General features: G+C 43.2%; 26 protein-coding genes. 1 reads left to right on the forward strand and 25 read right to left on the reverse strand.

Annotated features, from left to right (window positions below; genetic code table 11):
• Positions 1-45 precede the first annotated feature (45 nt).
• From ACJJIM_RS10930 to ACJJIM_RS11050, 25 genes are all read right to left on the reverse strand, one after another.
• Positions 46-1,395, reverse strand: coding sequence for an IS4 family transposase (locus tag ACJJIM_RS10930; RefSeq protein WP_444912479.1), 1,350 nt, complete (start codon positions 1,393-1,395; stop codon positions 46-48).
• Between the two features lie 195 nt (positions 1,396-1,590).
• Complete coding sequence (locus tag ACJJIM_RS10935) at positions 1,591-1,860, reverse strand: hypothetical protein (protein WP_444913281.1); 270 nt, start codon at positions 1,858-1,860, stop codon at positions 1,591-1,593.
• Positions 1,861-1,944: 84 nt separating this feature from the next.
• Complete coding sequence (locus ACJJIM_RS10940; protein ID WP_444913282.1) at positions 1,945-2,406, reverse strand: ankyrin repeat domain-containing protein; 462 nt, start codon at positions 2,404-2,406, stop codon at positions 1,945-1,947.
• 76 nt (positions 2,407-2,482) lie between these two features.
• Entirely contained in the window at positions 2,483-2,941 is a 459-nt protein-coding gene (locus ACJJIM_RS10945) for a hypothetical protein (protein WP_444913283.1), read from the reverse strand.
• Positions 2,942-2,983: 42 nt separating this feature from the next.
• Positions 2,984-4,348 carry an IS4 family transposase gene (locus ACJJIM_RS10950; RefSeq protein ID WP_444913284.1) on the reverse strand — a complete coding sequence of 455 codons (1,365 nt, stop codon included), beginning with the start codon at positions 4,346-4,348 and terminating at the stop codon, positions 2,984-2,986.
• Between the two features lie 137 nt (positions 4,349-4,485).
• The gene (locus ACJJIM_RS10955; RefSeq protein ID WP_444913285.1) at positions 4,486-5,001 is read right to left on the reverse strand and encodes a hypothetical protein; all 516 of its coding nucleotides are present in this window, start codon (positions 4,999-5,001) and stop codon (positions 4,486-4,488) included.
• A gap of 97 nt (positions 5,002-5,098) precedes the next feature.
• Positions 5,099-5,506 carry a hypothetical protein gene (locus ACJJIM_RS10960; protein WP_444913286.1) on the reverse strand — a complete coding sequence of 136 codons (408 nt, stop codon included), beginning with the start codon at positions 5,504-5,506 and terminating at the stop codon, positions 5,099-5,101.
• Positions 5,507-5,619: 113 nt separating this feature from the next.
• Positions 5,620-6,654, reverse strand: a complete 1,035-nt coding sequence (locus ACJJIM_RS10965; protein ID WP_444913287.1) for a hypothetical protein — start codon at positions 6,652-6,654, stop codon at positions 5,620-5,622.
• Between the two features lie 509 nt (positions 6,655-7,163).
• Positions 7,164-7,586 (reverse strand): GNAT family N-acetyltransferase, encoded by a 423-nt coding sequence (locus ACJJIM_RS10970; RefSeq protein ID WP_444913288.1) that lies wholly within the window; start codon positions 7,584-7,586, stop codon positions 7,164-7,166.
• A gap of 93 nt (positions 7,587-7,679) precedes the next feature.
• Positions 7,680-8,072 (reverse strand): DUF5958 family protein, encoded by a 393-nt coding sequence (locus ACJJIM_RS10975; RefSeq protein ID WP_413662929.1) that lies wholly within the window; start codon positions 8,070-8,072, stop codon positions 7,680-7,682.
• Positions 8,073-8,178: 106 nt separating this feature from the next.
• Positions 8,179-8,580 carry a hypothetical protein gene (locus ACJJIM_RS10980; protein ID WP_444913289.1) on the reverse strand — a complete coding sequence of 134 codons (402 nt, stop codon included), beginning with the start codon at positions 8,578-8,580 and terminating at the stop codon, positions 8,179-8,181.
• Between the two features lie 839 nt (positions 8,581-9,419).
• Positions 9,420-9,719, reverse strand: coding sequence for a hypothetical protein (locus ACJJIM_RS10985; protein ID WP_444913290.1), 300 nt, complete (start codon positions 9,717-9,719; stop codon positions 9,420-9,422).
• Between the two features lie 577 nt (positions 9,720-10,296).
• Complete coding sequence (locus tag ACJJIM_RS10990; protein WP_444913291.1) at positions 10,297-10,659, reverse strand: hypothetical protein; 363 nt, start codon at positions 10,657-10,659, stop codon at positions 10,297-10,299.
• 77 nt (positions 10,660-10,736) lie between these two features.
• Positions 10,737-11,144, reverse strand: a complete 408-nt coding sequence (locus ACJJIM_RS10995) for a hypothetical protein (protein ID WP_444913292.1) — start codon at positions 11,142-11,144, stop codon at positions 10,737-10,739.
• 177 nt (positions 11,145-11,321) lie between these two features.
• Positions 11,322-11,657, reverse strand: a complete 336-nt coding sequence (locus ACJJIM_RS11000) for a hypothetical protein (RefSeq protein WP_444913293.1) — start codon at positions 11,655-11,657, stop codon at positions 11,322-11,324.
• Positions 11,658-11,780: 123 nt separating this feature from the next.
• Positions 11,781-12,290 (reverse strand): hypothetical protein, encoded by a 510-nt coding sequence (locus tag ACJJIM_RS11005; protein WP_444913294.1) that lies wholly within the window; start codon positions 12,288-12,290, stop codon positions 11,781-11,783.
• An 83-nt stretch (positions 12,291-12,373) separates the two neighbouring features.
• Positions 12,374-12,637, reverse strand: a complete 264-nt coding sequence (locus tag ACJJIM_RS11010; RefSeq protein ID WP_444913295.1) for a hypothetical protein — start codon at positions 12,635-12,637, stop codon at positions 12,374-12,376.
• 76 nt (positions 12,638-12,713) lie between these two features.
• Positions 12,714-13,076: a DUF2750 domain-containing protein gene (locus ACJJIM_RS11015; RefSeq protein WP_413662918.1), complete on the reverse strand. Its 363-nt coding sequence runs from the start codon at positions 13,074-13,076 to the stop codon at positions 12,714-12,716.
• 116 nt (positions 13,077-13,192) lie between these two features.
• The gene (locus tag ACJJIM_RS11020; protein ID WP_444913296.1) at positions 13,193-13,567 is read right to left on the reverse strand and encodes a hypothetical protein; all 375 of its coding nucleotides are present in this window, start codon (positions 13,565-13,567) and stop codon (positions 13,193-13,195) included.
• A 63-nt stretch (positions 13,568-13,630) separates the two neighbouring features.
• Positions 13,631-14,839, reverse strand: coding sequence for an IS91 family transposase (locus ACJJIM_RS11025; RefSeq protein WP_444913297.1), 1,209 nt, complete (start codon positions 14,837-14,839; stop codon positions 13,631-13,633).
• Positions 14,840-15,020: 181 nt separating this feature from the next.
• Positions 15,021-15,629 (reverse strand): ankyrin repeat domain-containing protein, encoded by a 609-nt coding sequence (locus ACJJIM_RS11030; RefSeq protein ID WP_444913298.1) that lies wholly within the window; start codon positions 15,627-15,629, stop codon positions 15,021-15,023.
• Between the two features lie 116 nt (positions 15,630-15,745).
• Positions 15,746-16,354: a hypothetical protein gene (locus ACJJIM_RS11035; RefSeq protein ID WP_444913299.1), complete on the reverse strand. Its 609-nt coding sequence runs from the start codon at positions 16,352-16,354 to the stop codon at positions 15,746-15,748.
• Positions 16,338-16,850: a hypothetical protein gene (locus tag ACJJIM_RS11040; protein ID WP_444912351.1), complete on the reverse strand. Its 513-nt coding sequence runs from the start codon at positions 16,848-16,850 to the stop codon at positions 16,338-16,340. Before ACJJIM_RS11040 ends, ACJJIM_RS11035 begins: the two co-directional genes overlap by 17 nt.
• A gap of 57 nt (positions 16,851-16,907) precedes the next feature.
• A complete protein-coding gene (locus ACJJIM_RS11045; protein ID WP_444913300.1) occupies positions 16,908-17,744 on the reverse strand; it encodes a hypothetical protein in 837 nt (278 codons plus the stop codon).
• A gap of 74 nt (positions 17,745-17,818) precedes the next feature.
• A complete protein-coding gene (locus ACJJIM_RS11050; RefSeq protein WP_444913297.1) occupies positions 17,819-19,027 on the reverse strand; it encodes an IS91 family transposase in 1,209 nt (402 codons plus the stop codon).
• 495 nt (positions 19,028-19,522) lie between these two features.
• On the opposite strand from ACJJIM_RS11050, the gene ACJJIM_RS11055 reads away from it, so the two are divergent.
• Entirely contained in the window at positions 19,523-20,758 is a 1,236-nt protein-coding gene (locus ACJJIM_RS11055) for an MFS transporter (protein ID WP_444913301.1), read from the forward strand.
• Positions 20,759-20,817: the final 59 nt, after the last annotated feature.

Raw genomic sequence — 20,817 nt, forward strand, 5'->3', positions numbered from 1 at the left:
CTAAGAATCAATAAAACATAACGCCAAGCCTGTGTTTTATACACATTACTTAAATCCATTTAACACCTCTGCTGCTTCAATATAATGGAGTAACTTAGCATATCCTTGCCAAACAGTTTTAACCCCTGGCTCGCCATCCCCTTTACGTCCTAGAAATCCTCCTAGACCTGCCAGCATACGCGTTATATCTCTTATGCTCGGAGGTATATTTGGCGGGGAGCTTTTATCTCGCATCATCCATACCATGCGCCATTCTTTTTCAGAGTAAGCACTCGTACATGGTTCATCAGGAAGACTTCTTGCTTGTGTAGTTATCGAATGTAGTCGCCATCCAATAATCATATAGATCGCAATACAGTTCAACATTCGCTGCTCTGTTCTAAAACGATTACTTTCTATCTGGCATCCGCCTTTTACCACCCGAAAATAGGTTTCAATTTCCCACCGGCTTCGATACCACTCAATGATAACTCTCGCCTGCTTATAGTCTTCAACTGGAAGATCAGTTAACAGCATCCACTCAATGCCTTTTTCACCCTCTGGTGGGTTTATTTCTTTAGCCAATACAGCATAGAGAGAAAGTGGTCGTTTAGATTTTCCTTTTCCAAATAGCCGTATCTCAGTAGTGGATACGCTGACTTTGGCTTTTCTTCCAGGTTCCCCATTCCGTTTGGGAATGTCTACCGTGTATAGACCAATAGATTTCTGCTCGTTCATATGATCCCAAAGCAAAACCGTTTCTTCTCCATCGAGCTCTAAAGTGCGATTGGCCTTAGCTCGAACGATATAGCTCGCCCGCCGCTGTTCACTTTGCTCTTCAGCCAGCTGAAACCACTCATGAATATCACCCTCTCTATCAGCAATACTCACAATTGTGCTTTCAGGGCAGTGCTCTTGTATCTGACAAGCCGTTTCGTAATGGTCTAGCCAGCGTCGACTCTCCTTATCCTTTATCGACTTGGTATAGCGGGAATTAGAACTGGACCCCTTATCTCTCTGCCACATACTACCTTCAACAACACCCAAATTAACCCTGGATGGTGTTATCGCGATGGAGGTGTGCAAGAGTTGTTGGTTGGTCTCTTTACGCCTAAGTGTTCCCATCTCTTTACTTTCTAGGTCAGTGGCAAAATTTAGAAAGGTAGTATCTTGTGGGATAAGAACAACAGGCTGCGCTTTGATTCTCTCAAGAGTTGCAGATTTATGGCCGCTCATAATAGAATCAAAATTGACTTTATCATTTTCGATAAAGCGATAAGCTGCAAACGTTTCTGCCCAAGTTTTGTTTGCACAGGGAATGCTATTCTTTGGATCTGAACTTAAACTACTAAGAATATTGGACAAGCGCTTATTCAAGCGTGTATCACCCATAACCTGATTTTTTACTTCCTCCATGACCCAGTCCTGCATAATTATCCAATCAAATCTGTAATTCATGCCAGGTCAAACTGTAACTTATTGATTTACATAATAAAACCGGAAAAACTTGTGTATAAAACTTAGCGCCGTGCTAAACGGCGCGCGCTTTTTGCGCGTCCAGTGGAGGCCGCTTTCGGCCGGAACGGTGTTTGAGCACCTTGTTATAGGCCTTCAGTCTGCAGCCCTACCTACAATTTTAAGCTGTATACCACTAGCTATTTCTATGATTGAAGAAAGACTTACTTGAAACCAATACTCATCTCCAGCTTGGTCATAAAAGCTAAAGCAGAACTCCTGTTCATCTGCATCAAAGCCACCACGAAAAGAATCTGAGTGAAACATATCATCGGATTCGATTTCAGACCACTGGGAGATTGAATACGATTTGGCTTTAATTTGCTTACAGATTTTTACGAATTCTTGGGATATAGGTACTTCCATTACTCGAACCCTGCTGCTCTATAACGCCAAGAGCACAGGAAAAATTGGAGCTCCAGCGAAATTTTTTTCCTGTGACTTGCTTTGTTAGTTGCTCTCTCTAGCTCGGTACTCAATTATTAATGCCTCCATTTCTGCATCGTCAAAATGTTTTTCAGCAAAATCGCCTTCTTCACTTCGATTAGATGGGTCAGCCCCATATTCAAGGAGAAGCTTCAAGCACCCTAAGTCTGATGCATAATGTATCGCTAACTCGCCCTCACTATTTGGCAAATTAGGATCTGCCCCGCCCTCGAGCAAAACACGAATTACTTCTGGATTACTATGAATATGAAGTGGAGCCATTCCATCGCCCCTTTTTACATCGGGGCAAACACCCAAATTGATAAACAACCGAATTATATCCGGATTGTCGTTGACATGTATCGGCTGTACATCGCCTGAACCGCAGATATCTACAGGCACACCAGAATTGATAATACTCCCCGCCTCAGAAACACTTTCAACTGTGTGGAGGCGATGCCACCCTAATCCTTTCCCTGATTTCATTAATTGCCCCTACTGCCAACTAACGCTTGCGTCAGGCGCCGCCGAAGGCGGTCGCCTGGACGCACTTGTTATACGATTACTCGTCATCACAGCTTAGCCACATTCCGATTTTATGTTTACCTACTACACAAAGGAAATTATCACGGCTATGCAGAGTTACTGGGCGCCACCCGGAATGAGTACAGTTACTATAAAAGTCACGTCCATCTACATCTGTGATGAAAGAGTCAAGAATTGTTTTTATCTCACGATCTAACAATCGCTTATCACTACCATAAGAGACAGCCTCTTGCGCCATTCTAAAAAATATATTTTCAAATTCGTTTCTGCTGATTTTGATAAGGCCATTTTTAGGAAGGGATATTGATTCTGTCTCATTTAACCAAGGGTAAAAATTAAATGAGATATCACGTTCAATGACTGCCTTTATAGCTTCTTGGCCGGTATTCTTTGAATTATTCTCGCAGATGACATATCCAAGATAGCAGTCATCCCAGATATCTTGATGCTTACAGAATTCTATTTTGATACTCATACTTTGCTTATCGTATAACGCTCGGCCTGTGTTTTATACACATCATTTAATTCCATTTAAAGCCTCCGCAGCCTCCATATAATGGAGCAGTTTAGTGTACCCTTGCCAAACGGTTTTAACTCCAGGCTCACCATCGCCGCTCCGCCCCAGAAAGCCTCCAAGTCCTGCCAACATACGAGTTATATCTCTCATACTTGGAGCTTCATTTGGTGGGGAGGTTTTAGCTTGCATTATCCATATCATGCGCCACTCTTTTTCGGAGTAGACTTTCGTGCACGATGTATCAGGAAGTGTTCGTGCTCGTGTTGTCATGGAGTGTAGACGCCACCCAATAATCATATAGATTGCAATACAGTTCAGCATTCGCTGCTCGGTTCTAAAGCGATTACTTTCTATCTGGCATCCGCCTTTCACCACTCTAAAATAGGTTTCAATTTCCCATCGACTTCGATACCACTCAATGATGATCCTCGCTTGCTTAAAGTCCTCAACTGCAAGATCGGTCAGCAGCATCCATTCAATACCTTTTTTGCCTTCTGGTGGGCTTAATTCCTTAGCAAAAACTGCGTAGATAGAAAGAGGTCGTTTTGATTTTCCTTTTCCCTGTAATCTTACTTCTGCAATGGATACACTGACCTTAGCTTCCCTTTCTGGTTGTCCATTCCTTTTGGGGATACGGACTGAGTATTTCCCGATGGACTTCTGCTTGGTCATATAGTCCCAAAGTAAAGTCGTATCTTCTCCTTCGATCTCTAAACTACGATTAGCCTTGGCTCGAACAATATAGCTTGCACGCCGCTGTTCATTTTGGTCTTCAGCTAATTGAAACCACTCATGAATATCCCCCTCTCTATCTGCGATGCTCACAATCGTGGTTTCAGGGCAGTGTTCTTGTATCTCACAAGCTGATTCATAATGGTCTAGCCAGCGTCGACTCTCTTTATCTTGTATCGACTTGGTATAGCGAGAATTAGCACTAGATTCTTTATCTCGCTGCCACATGCTACCCTCAATAATTCCCAGATTATCTCTGGATGGTGTGATAGCAATAGACGTATGTAGGAGCTGCTGATTAGTCTCTTTGCGTCGAAGTGTTCCCATTTCTTTGCTTTCTAAATCGGTAGCAAAATTTAGGAAAGTGGTATCCTGAGGGATAAGAACAACTGGTTGAACCTTGATTCTTTCAAGAGTGGCTGATTTATGGCCACTCATAATCGAGTCAAAGCTAACTTTATCATTTTCGATAAATCGATAGGCTGCAAAGGTTTCTGCCCAAGACTTGTTTGCACAGGGAATACTACTCTTTGGGTCGGAACTTAAATTACTAAGAATATTCGACAACCGCTTATTCAATCGTATATCACCCATAACCTGATTTTTCACTTCGTCCCTGACCCAGTCCTGCATAATTATCCAGCCAAATCTGTAGTTCCTATACCGTGAAAACTGTAACTCATTGATTTCTATAATAAAACTGAAAGAACTTGTGTATAAAACTTAGCGCTCGGCTCTGGGGCTGCATGGAGCGCAGCGTAATGCAGTCCCTAGCAGCCGCTTGTTAAGGCCGACTCTAGACTCATAGGTGAACCGGAGAATAGGCCATTTATTTTAACAATATATTGTTGGTGCCAATCTCTTATGGCGCCCCATTCTTTGGGACTTCCCGACCACCAACTAAACGTTGACTCAGATAGAAAGTCTTTGACAGACACGCCAGACCTAACACCATCAATACCAACTAAATCTCCAGGAATTAATGGGGAAACACTTACCTCTGAGAAGCTCTCGATAAGTTCTTCGAAAACACTGCTCTCAACTTTTACCTCTGCACAGTATGTTTGAGGATCACCAGAGGGCACTGTTTTGTACTGATCCCAGATCACCCGTCGGGCGTAAAACTCTTCTTTTTCCTTTGCCACCATAAATGAAATGAAAGGATCAAAGGAAGAGTAGTTCCAAATTCTGATACTTTTAAAAAGCACCTTACGTTCAATCATTGATTGATACTCAAATGGATTTTCGAGTAATTCATATGCTCTTTTGTCTTGTTCGATACCCATACTTAGTGAGCCTTAACGCCCACAGCAGGGGCGGCCGAAGCATAGCGTAGGCTGTCCCGCGCAGGCCTGCAGGGCCGGAGCAACCTGCCTGTATTTGTTAGCGGCTGATAGAAAGTACATATCGCCGACCTAAGTAAAGCAGGTGTAGCGACGACAAAATTGGTAGACACAGCACCACCATTTGCCAACTTATTCCGCCTTCAGAAACCATGAAGAGGAAACCTAATATGGATATAAGTCCCATAGCCATGAATATTTTGATTTTGGTTGGTGACAATACACTACTCTCTGGCTCAATAATTTTTAATACTAACGATATAATCCCTACCATACCAAAGCTACCACCTAATAGCATCGCCATAAGGTATAGGCCCGAAAATTGACCTTCAAGTAGGGATGATATCGCTACAGGAATAACGATTAACCCCATCGCTAATATTAAAAGTGAGGGGCCAAAGCAAATAACTACTTCCAGAAGTAGCAATAGTTTTCGTAGAGGTCTCAACTATGCCTCCGTAGACTGCTAACGCTGCGATAATCGGCAAGCCACGCGCAGCGTGGATTGTCCGGTAGAGGCCCACTGGGCCGGAACGAAATTCATCGCCTTGTTAAGCGCTATCAGGGATACTCGCATATACCTTGCTCCTTTAGCATCTTCCGTCTTGGTGAAAAAAACTGATCAGTTAAAGCACGCATATAGTTACTAATCTTCGTGTCATTTTCGTCAATACCTTTCCAGAAGAACGGTACATTTTGATTGTGCAAACTCTCAATAAATGTGATTTGTGTTAATGCTAAAAACAACCTTGCAAAATTTGAAGGCTCGTTGAAATCGTTTTTCAAGAGATGAACAACCAAGTGACGATTAAATCCATTCATGGAACTGCCAGCGTTACTTGGCTTGTACAAGACTTGCTGAAAAAACAGCCTAAAAGCATTGATAACATCACATTGAGGGTTTACATGGGTAAAAAAATCAATTTCGACTTGTGAGTTATACCCTTTACCAGGATACCAGCAGTAGTTAGGGAAACGAGTACTCCCCCACGTAAGGATTAGCTCTTTGAGTCCCTTATCAAATTTTTCTGTACTTACATTCCCTACATCACTATTCAATATCTTTGCCTGTATGTTCCTTAGGCCTGCTTCAAATACTGGAAATAAAGCCATTATGCCAATGTGATCAAGACCAAAATAATAAGCTTCTATCGCTTCGAATATAATTGAATTGTATTCCTTAAAAGATTCACTTTTAGAAAGATATTTATTGAAATACGCGACCGCTATATCAGCTGTAAAGGATTGATGCAGCCATAAATTCGCTTCAGAAACTGGATCATCTGAGTTATTAATTCTATGAATATCTCCGACTACAGTTCCTTCCCCAATGTAAAGAGGAACAGGGATAGCCAAATCTAGCATTCTTTCCTGAAGACCCGTAACACGTCCCCATTTATTGTTGAGATACTGAATAGGTCGTTCGGTTACAAAACATAGTCCATCGTCGGTCTGTATTTCAAACCCGTCACGACCAATATTCTTTGGGGTAACAATTACTTCAATACCACTTCGCTTCCTAAACATAGATTCAACTTGAGCTACGCTTAGTTTTGGCTGCCTACAGAGACTTTTTAGTGTTTTCTCATACTTCATTGACTGGGACCCATTCGCTTAACGACTACAACAGGGGCGGCTGGAGCGTAGCGTAGGCCGTCCCGCGAAGGGCCAAAGGCCCGCAGCAACCTGCTTGTATTTGTTATGTTTTGCACTTAGTTAAACCTTTGGGTAAGACCAGTAACAATCATAATGGATAACAAACCAAAGCCAATTAGCCTGAGAGAAGTTTTAACACCGCTATTAGCCATAGCCTCCATTGTATCATCGGCTTTATATATTCGATCAACTCTACTAATTTTTTCATAGACCATTTCAAGACCGACAGCCAGGATGATAATTAGTATAACGTATAAAAATGTAATCAATTAGGCCCCCGAAATCCAAGTAAGTTAAGAGCGTGTATCTAGAAACTTTCTTAATCATAACGCCGTTAGCAACGGCAGACTTGTTATTGTGGCAGCTGTGCAACAATGGCGAAGCCATGCACAGCTGGCGCAATAACAAGGCTGTCCAAGGAGCGAAGCGACTGATGTTGGCTAACTTTGTTATGCATTTGGATACCTAGTCATCATATTTGAGCCAAGGACTTCACTGTTTTTGAAACCAAAGCTACGATATAAGGAATGCAGCTTTTCTCTCGAAATTGTTTGTCCGAACTTGATTACTGGCACAGCATCTAGCTCAACCTCTAAGCAATATAAGTCGGCTAATTCACATAGTTTTTTTAAAATTACAGCAGCATATCCTTGTTTTTGAGCATAAATAAATATGTACGCTAACTCTACATAGCCGTCGACAGTGTTCGGCTCCTTTCGTAAATCGACACATCCAACAGGCTCATTATCAATGTGGACTACGAGAGGCTCGAAAGGGCCCATCAATAGCCCATCTTCATGCCTATGATTTTCGTCAACCATAGAGGCAGAAAAATGCTTTCTAAAATCTTTGATCAGGTTCCATTCATTCATGATGCATAACGCCGCAAACAGCGGCAGATTTGGAGCGGCGAAGCCGCGGAAAAGCTGTCCAGCCCGCGAAGTGGGCGATGCTGCTTTGCTTTGTTATAGCTTTTCAAGGTTATGCCACCAATGATTGCACCCAGCCCTACAATCCGTAGTTCTTCTACGGCCATCAGCAATGGTAAATATCGCGAGCCAAAGCCTAAAGGCCTTGAGCCATTCATGGCTGGGCAGAGCTAGCACCTTTGCCCGTGCATTATTGAAATTGTTCTTCCGCATTATTACGCAGGGCGTATAGGACTCCTTTAAGCCGGACAACTTGATACCTTCTTCAATTTCAGACTCTCGTGGATGAGATTGATGAATGCATAAGTTCATATCCCGTAGGGCGTCATGCCGCGCCTCTTCAGGGAGGCCTTGAAACCACTCGATTCCTTGCTCTACAGGAATTTCACCTTGAGCGATTCTATTTATTGTGACTTCGTATCGTTCCATGCTCGATTAGCTATAACGCCGGCCACAGCGGCTGGCAAAGCTGGCGGTTTTTGTGCTGCGAAGCGCACAAAAAGTGACAGGTTTGACGGTCCGTTGCTGGCCCTTGTTATGTTGCATTTATATAAACAGCTCTGGCTTTCTTATGGCTAGATATCGATCCTACCATATCACCATAGTCTTCTACTGCTTCTTGATGAAAATCATCTAATGTATGCGCTGTACCCAAGATCAGGAACTCATTATTTAGTGTGTTTTTTGAGAACCAGATATCTAAGAGATCTCCATCCTTTGCCTCAAAGATTCCATCTCCAATCGGGAAATCTTCCATAATACCAAGACATTTGGGCTCTTCAGCAAGCTTGCTTACAAGACGAGAAATTGCTTTGTACTCTTTATTAATAGCTTTTTCGAAAGAACTCTCAATGTGATTAATGACCTTATCCCTTTTATGGGAAACGAGATAATGCGAATCACTATTCTTGTCTTTATATAGATGGTAAGTCTTCATCCCGATCTCTCAAGCAACATAACGTTGCCAGCAAGGGCAGCCGAAGCAAAGCGTAGGCTGTCCAGCCCAGCCACCGGCTGGGCGATCTTGCCTGGCCTGGTTATAGCTGGCGCGCTCTGAACGACCTACTTGCTCTCTGCCAGCCAACTTTGGCTGGCCACTGCCCGATAAATTTACAGGGAAAAATACCATACTTTCCCCACCAGTTAACTAGCTGATTGGCACTCCACAATGGTGCAGCTGGCTTGCAGAACTTGTTGGCTTTAAACGAAGGCACTTGAACGAAACTGCGGTACCAGTTTGAAGGAGAACTCTCTGGCGAAGCGTGTTCAGGTAGAGATTGTTACTTGCAGCAACTACAAACCATCTAAAAAATGACCGCCACAATAACGCCGCTAGCAAGGGCAGCCGAAGCAACGCGTAGGCTGTCCAGCCCAGCCCCGGAGGGGTTGGGCGAGCTTGACTAGCCTGGTTATGGCTGGCGCGCACTGAACCACCTACTTGCTCTCTACCAGCCATCTTTGGCTGGCCACTGCCCGATAAATTTAAAGGGGAAAATACCATACTTTCCCAACCGGTTAACTATCTGATTGGCACTCCATGATGGCGTAGCTGGCTTGCAGGGCCTGCTGACTTAAAACGATGGCACTGGAACGAAACTATAGTACCAAATTGCAGGAAAACTCTCAGAAAAAAGTGCTCAGATAGAGATTGATGCTTGCAGTAGCTACAGAACATCTGAAAATCGGCCGCCACAATAACGCCCCACACAAGGGCAGACAAATAAGCGTAGCGTTTTGGCTGTCCCAGCGACCAAAGGGAGCGATTGCTGCGGCTTGTTAACTGTATGTACCGAAACCATAACGGTATACCTCTGGAAACAGAAAACCCACAAACAGTAAAACAAATACAACAAGTACCCCAATGGCCATTGCCTTAATTGGATGAGCTTCTTTTCCTTCTGGGTTGTCGGTAGCTCCTGGCATATTTTCAGGCATATGTACCATTTCGCCAAAAACTCCTAAAGCTGCAACTATAACAACACTCATATAGAAACTAATTCCAAAGAAAAATGAAATAGCAGTTGCAAGTACGACCACTAATGCGAGCCTCAATGCTATCCCTTTTCCTCTAGTCATAATTTCACCAGTACAGTTAACGACCACAGCAGGGGCGGCCGAAGCGTAGCGTAGGCTGTCCCGCAGAGGCCTCATAAGGGGCCGGCGCAAACTGCCTGTGATTGTTAGACTGAACATTGCACTCATGACCTAAGCCTACAAATAGCTAACTTTGAAAGGTATACAACTAAACATACCGCCCAAAAAATAGCTAGTACAGGAAATGCAAACCTAAGTTGGCTAGAGCATGCAGAAGGCTCGCTGACGAATTCACTTATCAATAATATTGGGAAAGGTACAAAAGCTGCTGCTCCACACGCAAATACTGTCGGTGCAAAGAAAAAGGTAATTAGACAGGTTCTTAGTGGAATTTTGACTGCGCTTTTGAAGTACTCAAACTTTCTCCAGCCCCACCTTACAGTGATGAAAGACACAAAGAAATACACAGCTAGAACTGCCAGATATATGACCAGGTAAGAAATTTCTTCAGTGTCCATTTATTGCTCTAACGCTTCACTCAGCTGCGTTTTTGAAGGAGTCCGTTTGTGCTATAAGCACAAAAAGGAGCGACGGAAAAAACGTCAGCTGGAGTGACTTGTTAGCCATGTAATTCATCGATTCTATTTAATACTTTTAACTCGATACGCTGCCATTTAGCAATACCATCCTCTTGAGACAATATTCTTTTCCTTACTCCCCGAAGATGGTTTAACTCTTCGAAAAAGACAATTTCTGATTCTTTGCCTTTATAGGTTTCATCTTCCCCAAGACTCCAAATTGCCTCTGAAGTATCGATATTATCAAGCAGTAAAGTATCTATATCAATGTAATAGCGTTGTAGTCCTTGACTAGTTTCAACGGGACCAAGTAATACCGTTTGAATCAACCCGTCTAGACTATCCAGGGATACAATTCCTTCTAAGTAATCGCCTATTAATTCTTTAATCTCGTATTTATCCATGAGCTACTTCTTACGGCTAACGCCCGCGTCATTTGCCGCAGCGCAGCGGAGGTCAAATGCACGCGTTTGTTAGGTGCTTATGTTACTTTACTATTAAATGGTGGTACTTCTAGATGTAACCTCATGAAACCTCTAAGAAGTTCAGTTTCTTTCGTCGCAGCACTTTCTGCTGAATCCATTACGAGCCACTTCAATTTTAAATTGTGACCATGCTCTGCTGCTCGCATAGCTAACTCGCGTATCCGCCCATCTCTACTGTTTGACGGCTGATAACGATAACCATACAGCCTAGTGTTATCACCATCACCGCCAAGACAAGTAGCCTTGCCGATATATAAGACATTACTTGTTCCAACTAGCCTACCAAAAGAAACATCACTAACGATTGCGTAGACGGCGGGAGAAGAATCAGCCAAGTTTCGCTTCTGAATCACCTGTTCCCATTCATTTTCGTTTGGGAATAATAGAATTTCATTATCTGGCACAATCTTTCCTTTGGCACCTAACGCCGCGCTCAGCCGCCGGAGGTAACTGCCGCCTTTTGTGCGGGTTTTATGCACAAAAGGTGACAGTTGCCGGAGGTCGGTTGCAGCGCCTTGTTATGTGGGCTTTATCCAGCTGCCACATTATTGTAAATGCCGTTTTGGCATAATATAAATATTTTAGCAGTTAATGCATCGTTCCCACTCGCCAGCTAATAAACCACCAGCATCTAATACCTCATCCTCAGCAACTAAACCGCCTCCATCGCTTACAGTGAAACATAGTTTTACACGAGGCTCTTCACCGTAAAAGTCTATCGAAAAATCAATTTGATTATTTATTAAATTATATTCACCTTGAAGATTTCTGCTATTTGTAATTTTATTTAATGGTGGATATTCATCAATCAAGTCGCTTACATCCCAAAATACATGGCCACTTGACGAGAAGTAAAAATAGTAATAATCATACCCACCTCCATTCCAAACAATTTTCCTAAATAAAGACGGGATCATAACTAATCTCTTAGATTGGAGCGAGTGAACACATAACGTCGCCATAAACGGATGCCGAAGCAACGCGTAGGCAGTCCGGTGGAGGGCGCGTCTTTTGCGACCGAAACGAATTTAATGGCCTTGTTAAACGATTTCTTCATGCTCAATCACCGGCCCCTTTCCTTTGTAGCTCTTGGAGTGATAGGCGAATACAACTACGAATATTAGAGCGATAAACACGTAAATAGACTCTTTGGAAAGCTGCGAATAAGAACTGGCAACGCCAAAGCATGCGCCTAAAAGAATGAAGAACGAAAGCCTAATAATAAAAGGCAGTCCTTTCCTCGATGGTTCGGCCTTGGGAAAAACTAGCTTTTGCCTCTTATACTCCTTGCCGTTTTTACTTAGTGTGCATACAAACGGACCCTTCAATAAGCTCACCACGTTGAGATTTGTCGAATATTCATTTTCTCCAATAGAAAAGTTATTGGTTGAATCAGTTGATAAGTTTCTTTGAGAAGATACTAACTCGCCATTTACAAATACTTTCTCAAGTCCAGAGAGAGCACTGAACCAAGCCTCAACTACGGCTCCGTCTTCTTCGAATATAAACGTATAACCCTTCGTGAAGCTAAATGCCTTTCTCTTACTCATATCTACGATTACCGTTTAACGCCGCTAGCACCGAGCGAAGCACGCAGTGCGTAGTCCGGTGCCTAGCCTGGTTAAATGCATGATTAGGCATCTGCTCGTCTTTTCAGCTTGAAGCAACACAACGTTGTAAACATGTAGCTGTCTTTTTCATGCTCTACTTCTACAACGACATTATCTTTTTCTAAAACGTTGTCTGTTGTAACCCATTGCAAAAATCCTTCTTCTAGTTCGCTGTGAGAATAGTCTTCTCCGAGCATTACAACATTTGCAGATACGAATTCGTTTGGGCCCACATCGTATTCAACGATATCACCCAATTTTACTTCTTCTCCAGATTCGTATTGCATAAGCATTTAACGCCTGCAGCAAAGGCCGACCGCCAGGGAGGTCCAGCCCGCTTGCGGGCGATTTTGCCTGCACTGGTTATGTGTTTTTGTCGAGGTAATAGCTAACATTAGCAATAACATCACTTGGCTCAAGGTCGTAACCTGTAGCATTTTTACCACTCCAGTTTACGCCAATTAACAGCTCACTATCAGTTAAATTTGGTGCCCACTCTTTTTCAAACTCTTCCCATGTTAATTCTTGTGGCTCAAAAATTGAGTATGCAGGTACATTTTTTATAATTTTCTGAACTCGACTATGAGTTGACCAGAATGGCATTGCTCTTTTTCCACTTGACGTTAAAGGGGCAGGATTCCCCCCCTCATCTTTGCAAGTCCATAGCTTACCATTCTTGGCTACATCTCGATAAAATGCTGCAGCCTGTGAAGCTGATTGTCCCATCTATACTTCCTTATTGATCACATAACGCCGGTAGCAACGGCGGCTGAAGCGTAGCGTAAGACGTCCAGCCAGCGCGCTTTTTGCGCTGGCGATGTTGCCTACCCTTGTTAAGTGTTTTACTCCGTAGCCCATTGCCCTAAGTCCTCTACTGGATTTGGCAAACGACCAACAAGCCACTCAGCACATGTACCAGGCTTAAATTCTGGGTTATGGCACTCTATTACCCAAGATAGAAACTCATCAGGGCCACCATTCATATAAGGTGGTGGAGACACCGGGTGAAAGGATGTTGGCAGACGCTCATTGACTGACATGTAGTTCAAAACATGACCAAGCTCCTGGACGGTGTGCCACGCAAATTGATGGTGAATATCAATATCGAATTTCACCCACCAGCAGCCATCTACTTCTGAACCTTTTCCGATGGCACCACGTATCGCTGGAACTTTCTCAAGATACTCAATTAATTTTGTAAATGCTCTATCGTCCATAATGACACTTAACGCTTAGATAACCTGCACTGCAGGCGGTAAAAAAATGACTTGGCATTGAATTTAGGCCGAACTAAAGAGGCCCATTCCTGCAGTGTCTGGTTCATCGCCATGTTGTACATTCCCGCCGGCACTATCTTGCCGAGCCGCCCTCTTTATAAAGGAAATTCCTTTTTTCGCCTTAGACCACACTCTGCCAGTCAACTTTGTAGATTCATGGCACTGCCCACACTCTACCACCAGATCTTGGATTTGCAATCCAGCTGGGAGTCGTTGATCTTTCATTAAACCCACTTGATTACTACATAGATCGTGCTTTTTCTTATTGCACCCAGCATATAACCCATAACTCCGTACCATGTGTTTTCCTATTGGAGGTATGTGCTGCAAGACACGTCTTAAGAACTCCTGAGGCTTTAATCTTAGTCGCTTGCGTCGCTGGTCACGGTGATCAAAATAACGAAATTCCAGCTCCTTATGATCCACGTTTAATATCTGCTTTGGCTTCAGCGGGCCACCTTTGATATATCGTGAAAAATACAGAAGCACTCCTTGTCCATGCTCATATCGATCCTGAATACGAACTGACCATTCTTTGCGATAGCAAGCTTTAAAGAGAATATCAAACTGGCCAATGGGCCAACTGGGAGGCAGCTTGATTAGCCCAGCACGATACTGCTCTAGTAACAGCGCTTGAAACTTTCCCCTATAAAGACTCTTAACCACTCGCACAGGTAATAAATACTCACCTGTTTCTTTCCAGTTTTCTCTTAAAGTCAAACCGCCAGCGGTGATCAGGCAGTGTATATGTGGATGTAAAGTTAACTGTCTTCCCCAAGTATGCAGAGCCATAAGCATCCCGGGGGTTACGCCGTGATAGTCCTTACTTGCCATCAATTCAAATAGCGTTTCTTTACTCGACAAAAAGAGTATATCTGTAAGCTTCTCCTCGTTGTATTGCCATATCGGCAGATACTCATGAGGTATAGTAAAGACCACATGAAAATGTTCTGTATCAAATAATTTACGACGCTGCTGATCAACCCACTGGAGCTGTTTTCTGCCTGAGCAAAGGGGGCAACTTCTATGCCTACAAGAATGATGCTGCTCAGTGACATGGTTGTGCTTACAACGATAATAACTGCTTCCCATCGATTTTGTACGGCATTCTTGTATCGAGGAGATAGCCTTTAAATTTTTTAGTGGCTGCGCAGTTTTAGATAAATAACCACTGTACGCAGAAAATATATTTTGCAATACCCGGTTATGCATTTTCTAAAATGCCTCTTATAATTTAAAAGTGGCACCACTCCCGCGCAGCGGGTTTGTACAACGCCGCCAACAACGGCAGACTTGTTGCTGTGTTTTTTGTGCTAAAATGGCGAAGCCATGCACAAAAAGTGCAGCAGCAAGGCTGTCCAGGGAGCGCAGCGACTGAGGTTGCTTGGCCTTGTTAAACCAGATTGTATTCATTTAATTTAAACTGCTCTATGAGTTCGTAAGCCGTTTTCTTCTTTTGTGTTTTCATATTAGGGTCAGCACCTGCTTCAAGTAATACACGAAATAGAGACTTAAACTGTGAATACACAATACTCGCTTGTTTATCAGTAAATTCTCTACCTATTATTTGCCTAGTATCTAATATTGCTCTTGCCAAACAGCTATTGCCGTATGAATCTTCAGAATTTACAGATGCACCATTCTCGATAATATTTTGTAAAGCCTTTAGAGCAATTTGAAAATCCTTTTCACTATCAGCCAAAGCATAAGTATTAAACGCTACTCCCCTGATACAGTCATGAATAACAGGAGCATTCCATTCGTTTATAGTAGATTGCTCAATAAAGTTAACATCAGCTCCTTTAGAAATAAGATAGTCTGCTATCTCATAGCTCCCAGTTTTATAAGCCACGTGCAAAGGTGATTGCCCATCATCTTTTTTGGGTGGAGAAGAGCTACATGCATTAATAAGTTCAGGAATCTGATTGTAAAGTTCTTTAACTAAGTCAAGATTGCCAGCTCTAACGGCTTTAAAAAATGCCTTAATATCCTTTTTTAACATATTTCATTTCTTCGATAATGATGAATAGGGTTTAACGCCGCCAACACGCGCAGCTTTGTAGTGGAGGCGAAGCCGCAACGGAAAAACTGTCGCTGTGCTCGGCCTCGTTAGCTGTGCTATGACTCATTGTGTATTTCACAGTAATGATACCAATCTCCAGAGCGCCAAACATAGATATATGTTGGCCCATATTGATGTTTATTACAGGGATTAGTTATCCCTACAATTTCATAGCAGCTTCGTAAATTTAAAGTACTACTTTCATTTAAAGGCATATCCACGGTAGGGAATTCACACCCTTCCTCTGATTTTGCCTCCGCCAGATCTGATCGTGCATGATCGAGGTGTGACAATAATTTTTCCTTGCTTACCTCGCGAATATCGCAATGAGGAATCCAACGATCAATCGGGAGGTTGGGATCCGTTGGATCATTTTTAAAAACCGATGCAAGAAAATCCTCGAATGTTGTTTCTTTAGCTATTAGCGCAGATGACACCCAAATATAACCACAGAGCCAAGTCACGTTAAACCAAGAAGTCTCATTTAAGACAGAAAGATTTATAGTGTCTGTTTCTGCTAACAACTTCAGTACTTTTTCTAGATCAATGCTCATAATCCAATTACAGCTAACGCCTGCAGCACGGGCCGGAGCCGCAACGCGGCGGAGGTCCAGCAAATGCTTGCATTTGTGATCGTGCCTGCTCTTGTTAACTTTTTGGTGCACGATAGACCTTTCCACTCTCTAGAGCTACCGAGACAATCCCCTCAACTGTTTCGAGGCGCACATCGTAATTGGAAACATTTGTAATGGAACCCCATTGATAATGTGAAACTGTTGGCTCCAGCGATTCTAAATTGTGGAAGAGTTGCTTAAGAGTAATGGCATGTTGCAACTTACCATTTAAGTAGATGGATAACATTACTTGGTTAGGTGTTACTGATTTTGGAACAAGATTTAGCCCAGGGTAACCCACCACTACGTACTCACCACTTGGAGAAATATGAAAGGACCTGTGCCAGCCACTTATTTTGTATATTTCCTTAGTTTCGAAATTACCCTCCACGCTGTAGACCACAGTGTCTTTCGCAGGCTCCAAATAAGCACAATAAGTAACGAAGATGTTACATACCCTCTTTGCTTTGGGAACTGGCAAAGGGCTATCGGCATGAGAACCAAAACTCAGGAATATCAGTAAAATTGTGGCAGTGACTTTATTCATAGTGAAAGTTAACGCCGCAAACAGCGGAGAGCAAAGCGAATCCGCTGCTTTGCTTTGTTAGGCATTACCTATTCTCTTTACTGCTTGATTCATTGTGTAGTGAACAAATTGCTCACCTAATTGTGTCAACTCATAGGGCTTAGTATTTTCAAATGCAGATTCCATTGTTCCGCTACCCGCTGTGCGCTTTTTCCCTTTAGTGCTTTGCTTTTGAAACTGACCGTCATGGGTAGTTTGCCGGGACTGTCTTATAACGCCACCAGTGCTTAAATCTCTTATTAGGAGTTTAAATAGATCAGCTTCAGCACTATCTTCTCTGGGCATATCGTGACTAACTGTTTGCCATATACCAAATCTGGTGATTCCAGGGCTTTGATAGATTGCTCTGATAACTTTGAAATGAATTTCATGGTACAAATCTAACCAATCATTAAAAAGCCTAACTTGATCGTCAGGACAAAGGTGTGATGCAGCAGCATTCGAAATCAGGTTTACTACATAAGCTCTCTTTTCTTCTGTTTCTGACGCATCCCAAGATCGAAATGCACGCCGAACTAGGCCTAGGTATTCGTCAGATTGTATTCTTTCCTCATAGTTTTCATGAACGGAATCTAAGCGACCAGCCATTTCGTCAAGTGCCAACATAAGATGCTCAACTTTCGCTTTGTGGACTTTCAACCACTCTTCGTGTAGTTCGTTTACTTTTCCTTGTTCACGCTCCCCATGGACCGAAGCTCCGGTCGATAGAATTTGTCCAATCCAAGGTATTGCAGACATAGCATTAGCGACAACTCGGCAGTATTTCTTCCACTTACCTTGATCCTTCAAAATAGCAAGGTCGTAAGATATGAACTCTTCGGTCCTGCCAATTTCTATTTCTTTATTACCTTCCATAGCTCGATCTCATTCTTGCCTAACGCTTAGATAACCTGCACTGCAGGCGGTAAAAAAATGACTTGGCATTGAATTTAGGCCGAACTAAAGAGGCCCATTCCTGCAGTGTCTGGTTCATCGCCATGTTGTACATTCCCGCCGGCACTATCTTGCCGAGCCGCCCTCTTTATAAAGGAAATTCCTTTTTTCGCCTTAGACCACACTCTGCCAGTCAACTTTGTAGATTCATGGCACTGCCCACACTCTACCACCAGATCTTGGATTTGCAATCCAGCTGGGAGTCGTTGATCTTTCATTAAACCCACTTGATTACTACATAGATCGTGCTTTTTCTTATTGCACCCAGCATATAACCCATAACTCCGTACCATGTGTTTTCCTATTGGAGGTATGTGCTGCAAGACACGTCTTAAGAACTCCTGAGGCTTTAATCTTAGTCGCTTGCGTCGCTGGTCACGGTGATCAAAATAACGAAATTCCAGCTCCTTATGATCCACGTTTAATATCTGCTTTGGCTTCAGCGGGCCACCTTTGATATATCGTGAAAAATACAGAAGCACTCCTTGTCCATGCTCATATCGATCCTGAATACGAACTGACCATTCTTTGCGATAGCAAGCTTTAAAGAGAATATCAAACTGGCCAATGGGCCAACTGGGAGGCAGCTTGATTAGCCCAGCACGATACTGCTCTAGTAACAGCGCTTGAAACTTTCCCCTATAAAGACTCTTAACCACTCGCACAGGTAATAAATACTCACCTGTTTCTTTCCAGTTTTCTCTTAAAGTCAAACCGCCAGCGGTGATCAGGCAGTGTATATGTGGATGTAAAGTTAACTGTCTTCCCCAAGTATGCAGAGCCATAAGCATCCCGGGGGTTACGCCGTGATAGTCCTTACTTGCCATCAATTCAAATAGCGTTTCTTTACTCGACAAAAAGAGTATATCTGTAAGCTTCTCCTCGTTGTATTGCCATATCGGCAGATACTCATGAGGTATAGTAAAGACCACATGAAAATGTTCTGTATCAAATAATTTACGACGCTGCTGATCAACCCACTGGAGCTGTTTTCTGCCTGAGCAAAGGGGGCAACTTCTATGCCTACAAGAATGATGCTGCTCAGTGACATGGTTGTGCTTACAACGATAATAACTGCTTCCCATCGATTTTGTACGGCATTCTTGTATCGAGGAGATAGCCTTTAAATTTTTTAGTGGCTGCGCAGTTTTAGATAAATAACCACTGTACGCAGAAAATATATTTTGCAATACCCGGTTATGCATTTTCTAAAATGCCTCTTATAATTTAAAAGTGGCACCACTCCCGCGCAGCGGGTTTGTACAACAGTTAATTCAAAAGAAGCGTCTCTATATCACCCTTCTATATAATTCTACTCACTTCTTTCAAGATAACCTCAAAAACCCAATAATATCAAAAAGTTAAGAGCTTTGACATAATTCTCAACAGGTAGATATAAAGCAGGCGCTATATATCTACCTGCTTTTTCTGCTCTTTATAACATTATCAACCCTATAAAAATCAAAGAGATAGATCGTCACTTCCAGAAATAGGAGAAGCTTCTCTTGAATTCTGATATATAGAGCAAGCCTCAACTGTCTTAACCGCCTTTATTCCCGGGTAACTAACCGTGCGCTTAGTCTCAAATAGCTCTATCGCTCTTACCTGGCTTACGCTGCTCAATGACAGGCTCCGTCACCTATTCATCACCTGCTATCTTGCTTTAGGCAGCAAAGCTGAAGCTGGGGGAGGAAGTGGTTATGTCTGTCATGTGCCGTTTAGCCCTTTTGGCGGTAGTATTTGTAGATCTGATGGGTCAGGGATTGCTGTTCCCGATCATCAATGAACTGGTTATGTCGACAAAATTCCAGTTCCTACCTACTGATACGCCACAATCAACTCGGCACTTGTACTATGGAGTTGTGATCGGCAGCTTCTTTCTGGCGTGGTTTGTTGGGTCCGTATATATCGCCAAGCTATCTGACAGCATTGGACGCAAAACTGCCATGGTGCTGTGTTTGGTGGGGGCTATAGCCGGGTACGCGATCACTGTTCTCTCTTTGCTAAGCAATAGTCTCTGGCTTCTTATTCTCGGACGAGTGATCAGCGGCTTTACTGCGGGAAACCAACCTATCGCTCAAGCAGCAATGATTGATGCCAGCAAAAGTAAGCTGGAGGCCTCCAAGAACCTAGGATTATTGGTAGCAGGAATGAGTGCTGGGGCTGTAGCTGGGCCGATTATGGCAGGAGCCCTGGCAGACAGGGAGCTATTGGGGAGCATAGCCAGTATCCAGCTGCCCTTTTACTTTGCTCTGGTACTTGTCGCTATTACTTTGTTTTTGATCCTGACCTTTTATCACGATACCCGGCAAGCCCCGATGAAGCTTAGGCTTCGCTTTCTGGATCTATTTACTCAGTTTATACATCTAAAGGACCGCCCTCGGGTTGTCCGACTTTGCCCTGCCTACCTCTGTTTCATGCTGGTGCATCTCAGCTTTTATATATTTATCACAAACTATTTAAGCAGTAGGTTCCAAGCTGGCCTGCTAATAACCAGTATGGCCATGCTGACTATGGGTATTGCGGTGGCAATTTCCAGCCTCTTTATGGTCAAGCCTGTTTTGTCCCGCTGGACTAAACCCCTGGTAGTTACAGTTTCCGCCTTAGTGATGGGAGCGAGCGCGTTAGTCTTCGTATTCAGCAGCCATATTTGGCTATGTTATCTCAGTGTGTTCTTCGCGTACCTTTGCTTTGGGCTCGCTTACCCCGCCCTCTTGAATATATTCGCCAATAGTGTCGATGAAACGGAACAGGGTTGGGTAATGGGAATAGCTACTGCGGGCTTCACGCTGGTAGCAAGCTTGATTTCGCTCGCGGGGGGCATAGCAATGGAAGTTGATATCCGCTTACCGTTTTACATTACAGCAGCTGCATCGATATTAGTATTTGTTTTAATCCGCTGGAGCTGGCGCAAACTCCCAGGCGTAGCAAAGTGAAAAACCAGGCAAATATGTAACTGACCTACTCCGCCAGTGACAACAGACATGGGCCCATC

The sequence above is a fragment of the Microbulbifer maximicatervae (SeqCode) genome (genome assembly GCF_052467615.1).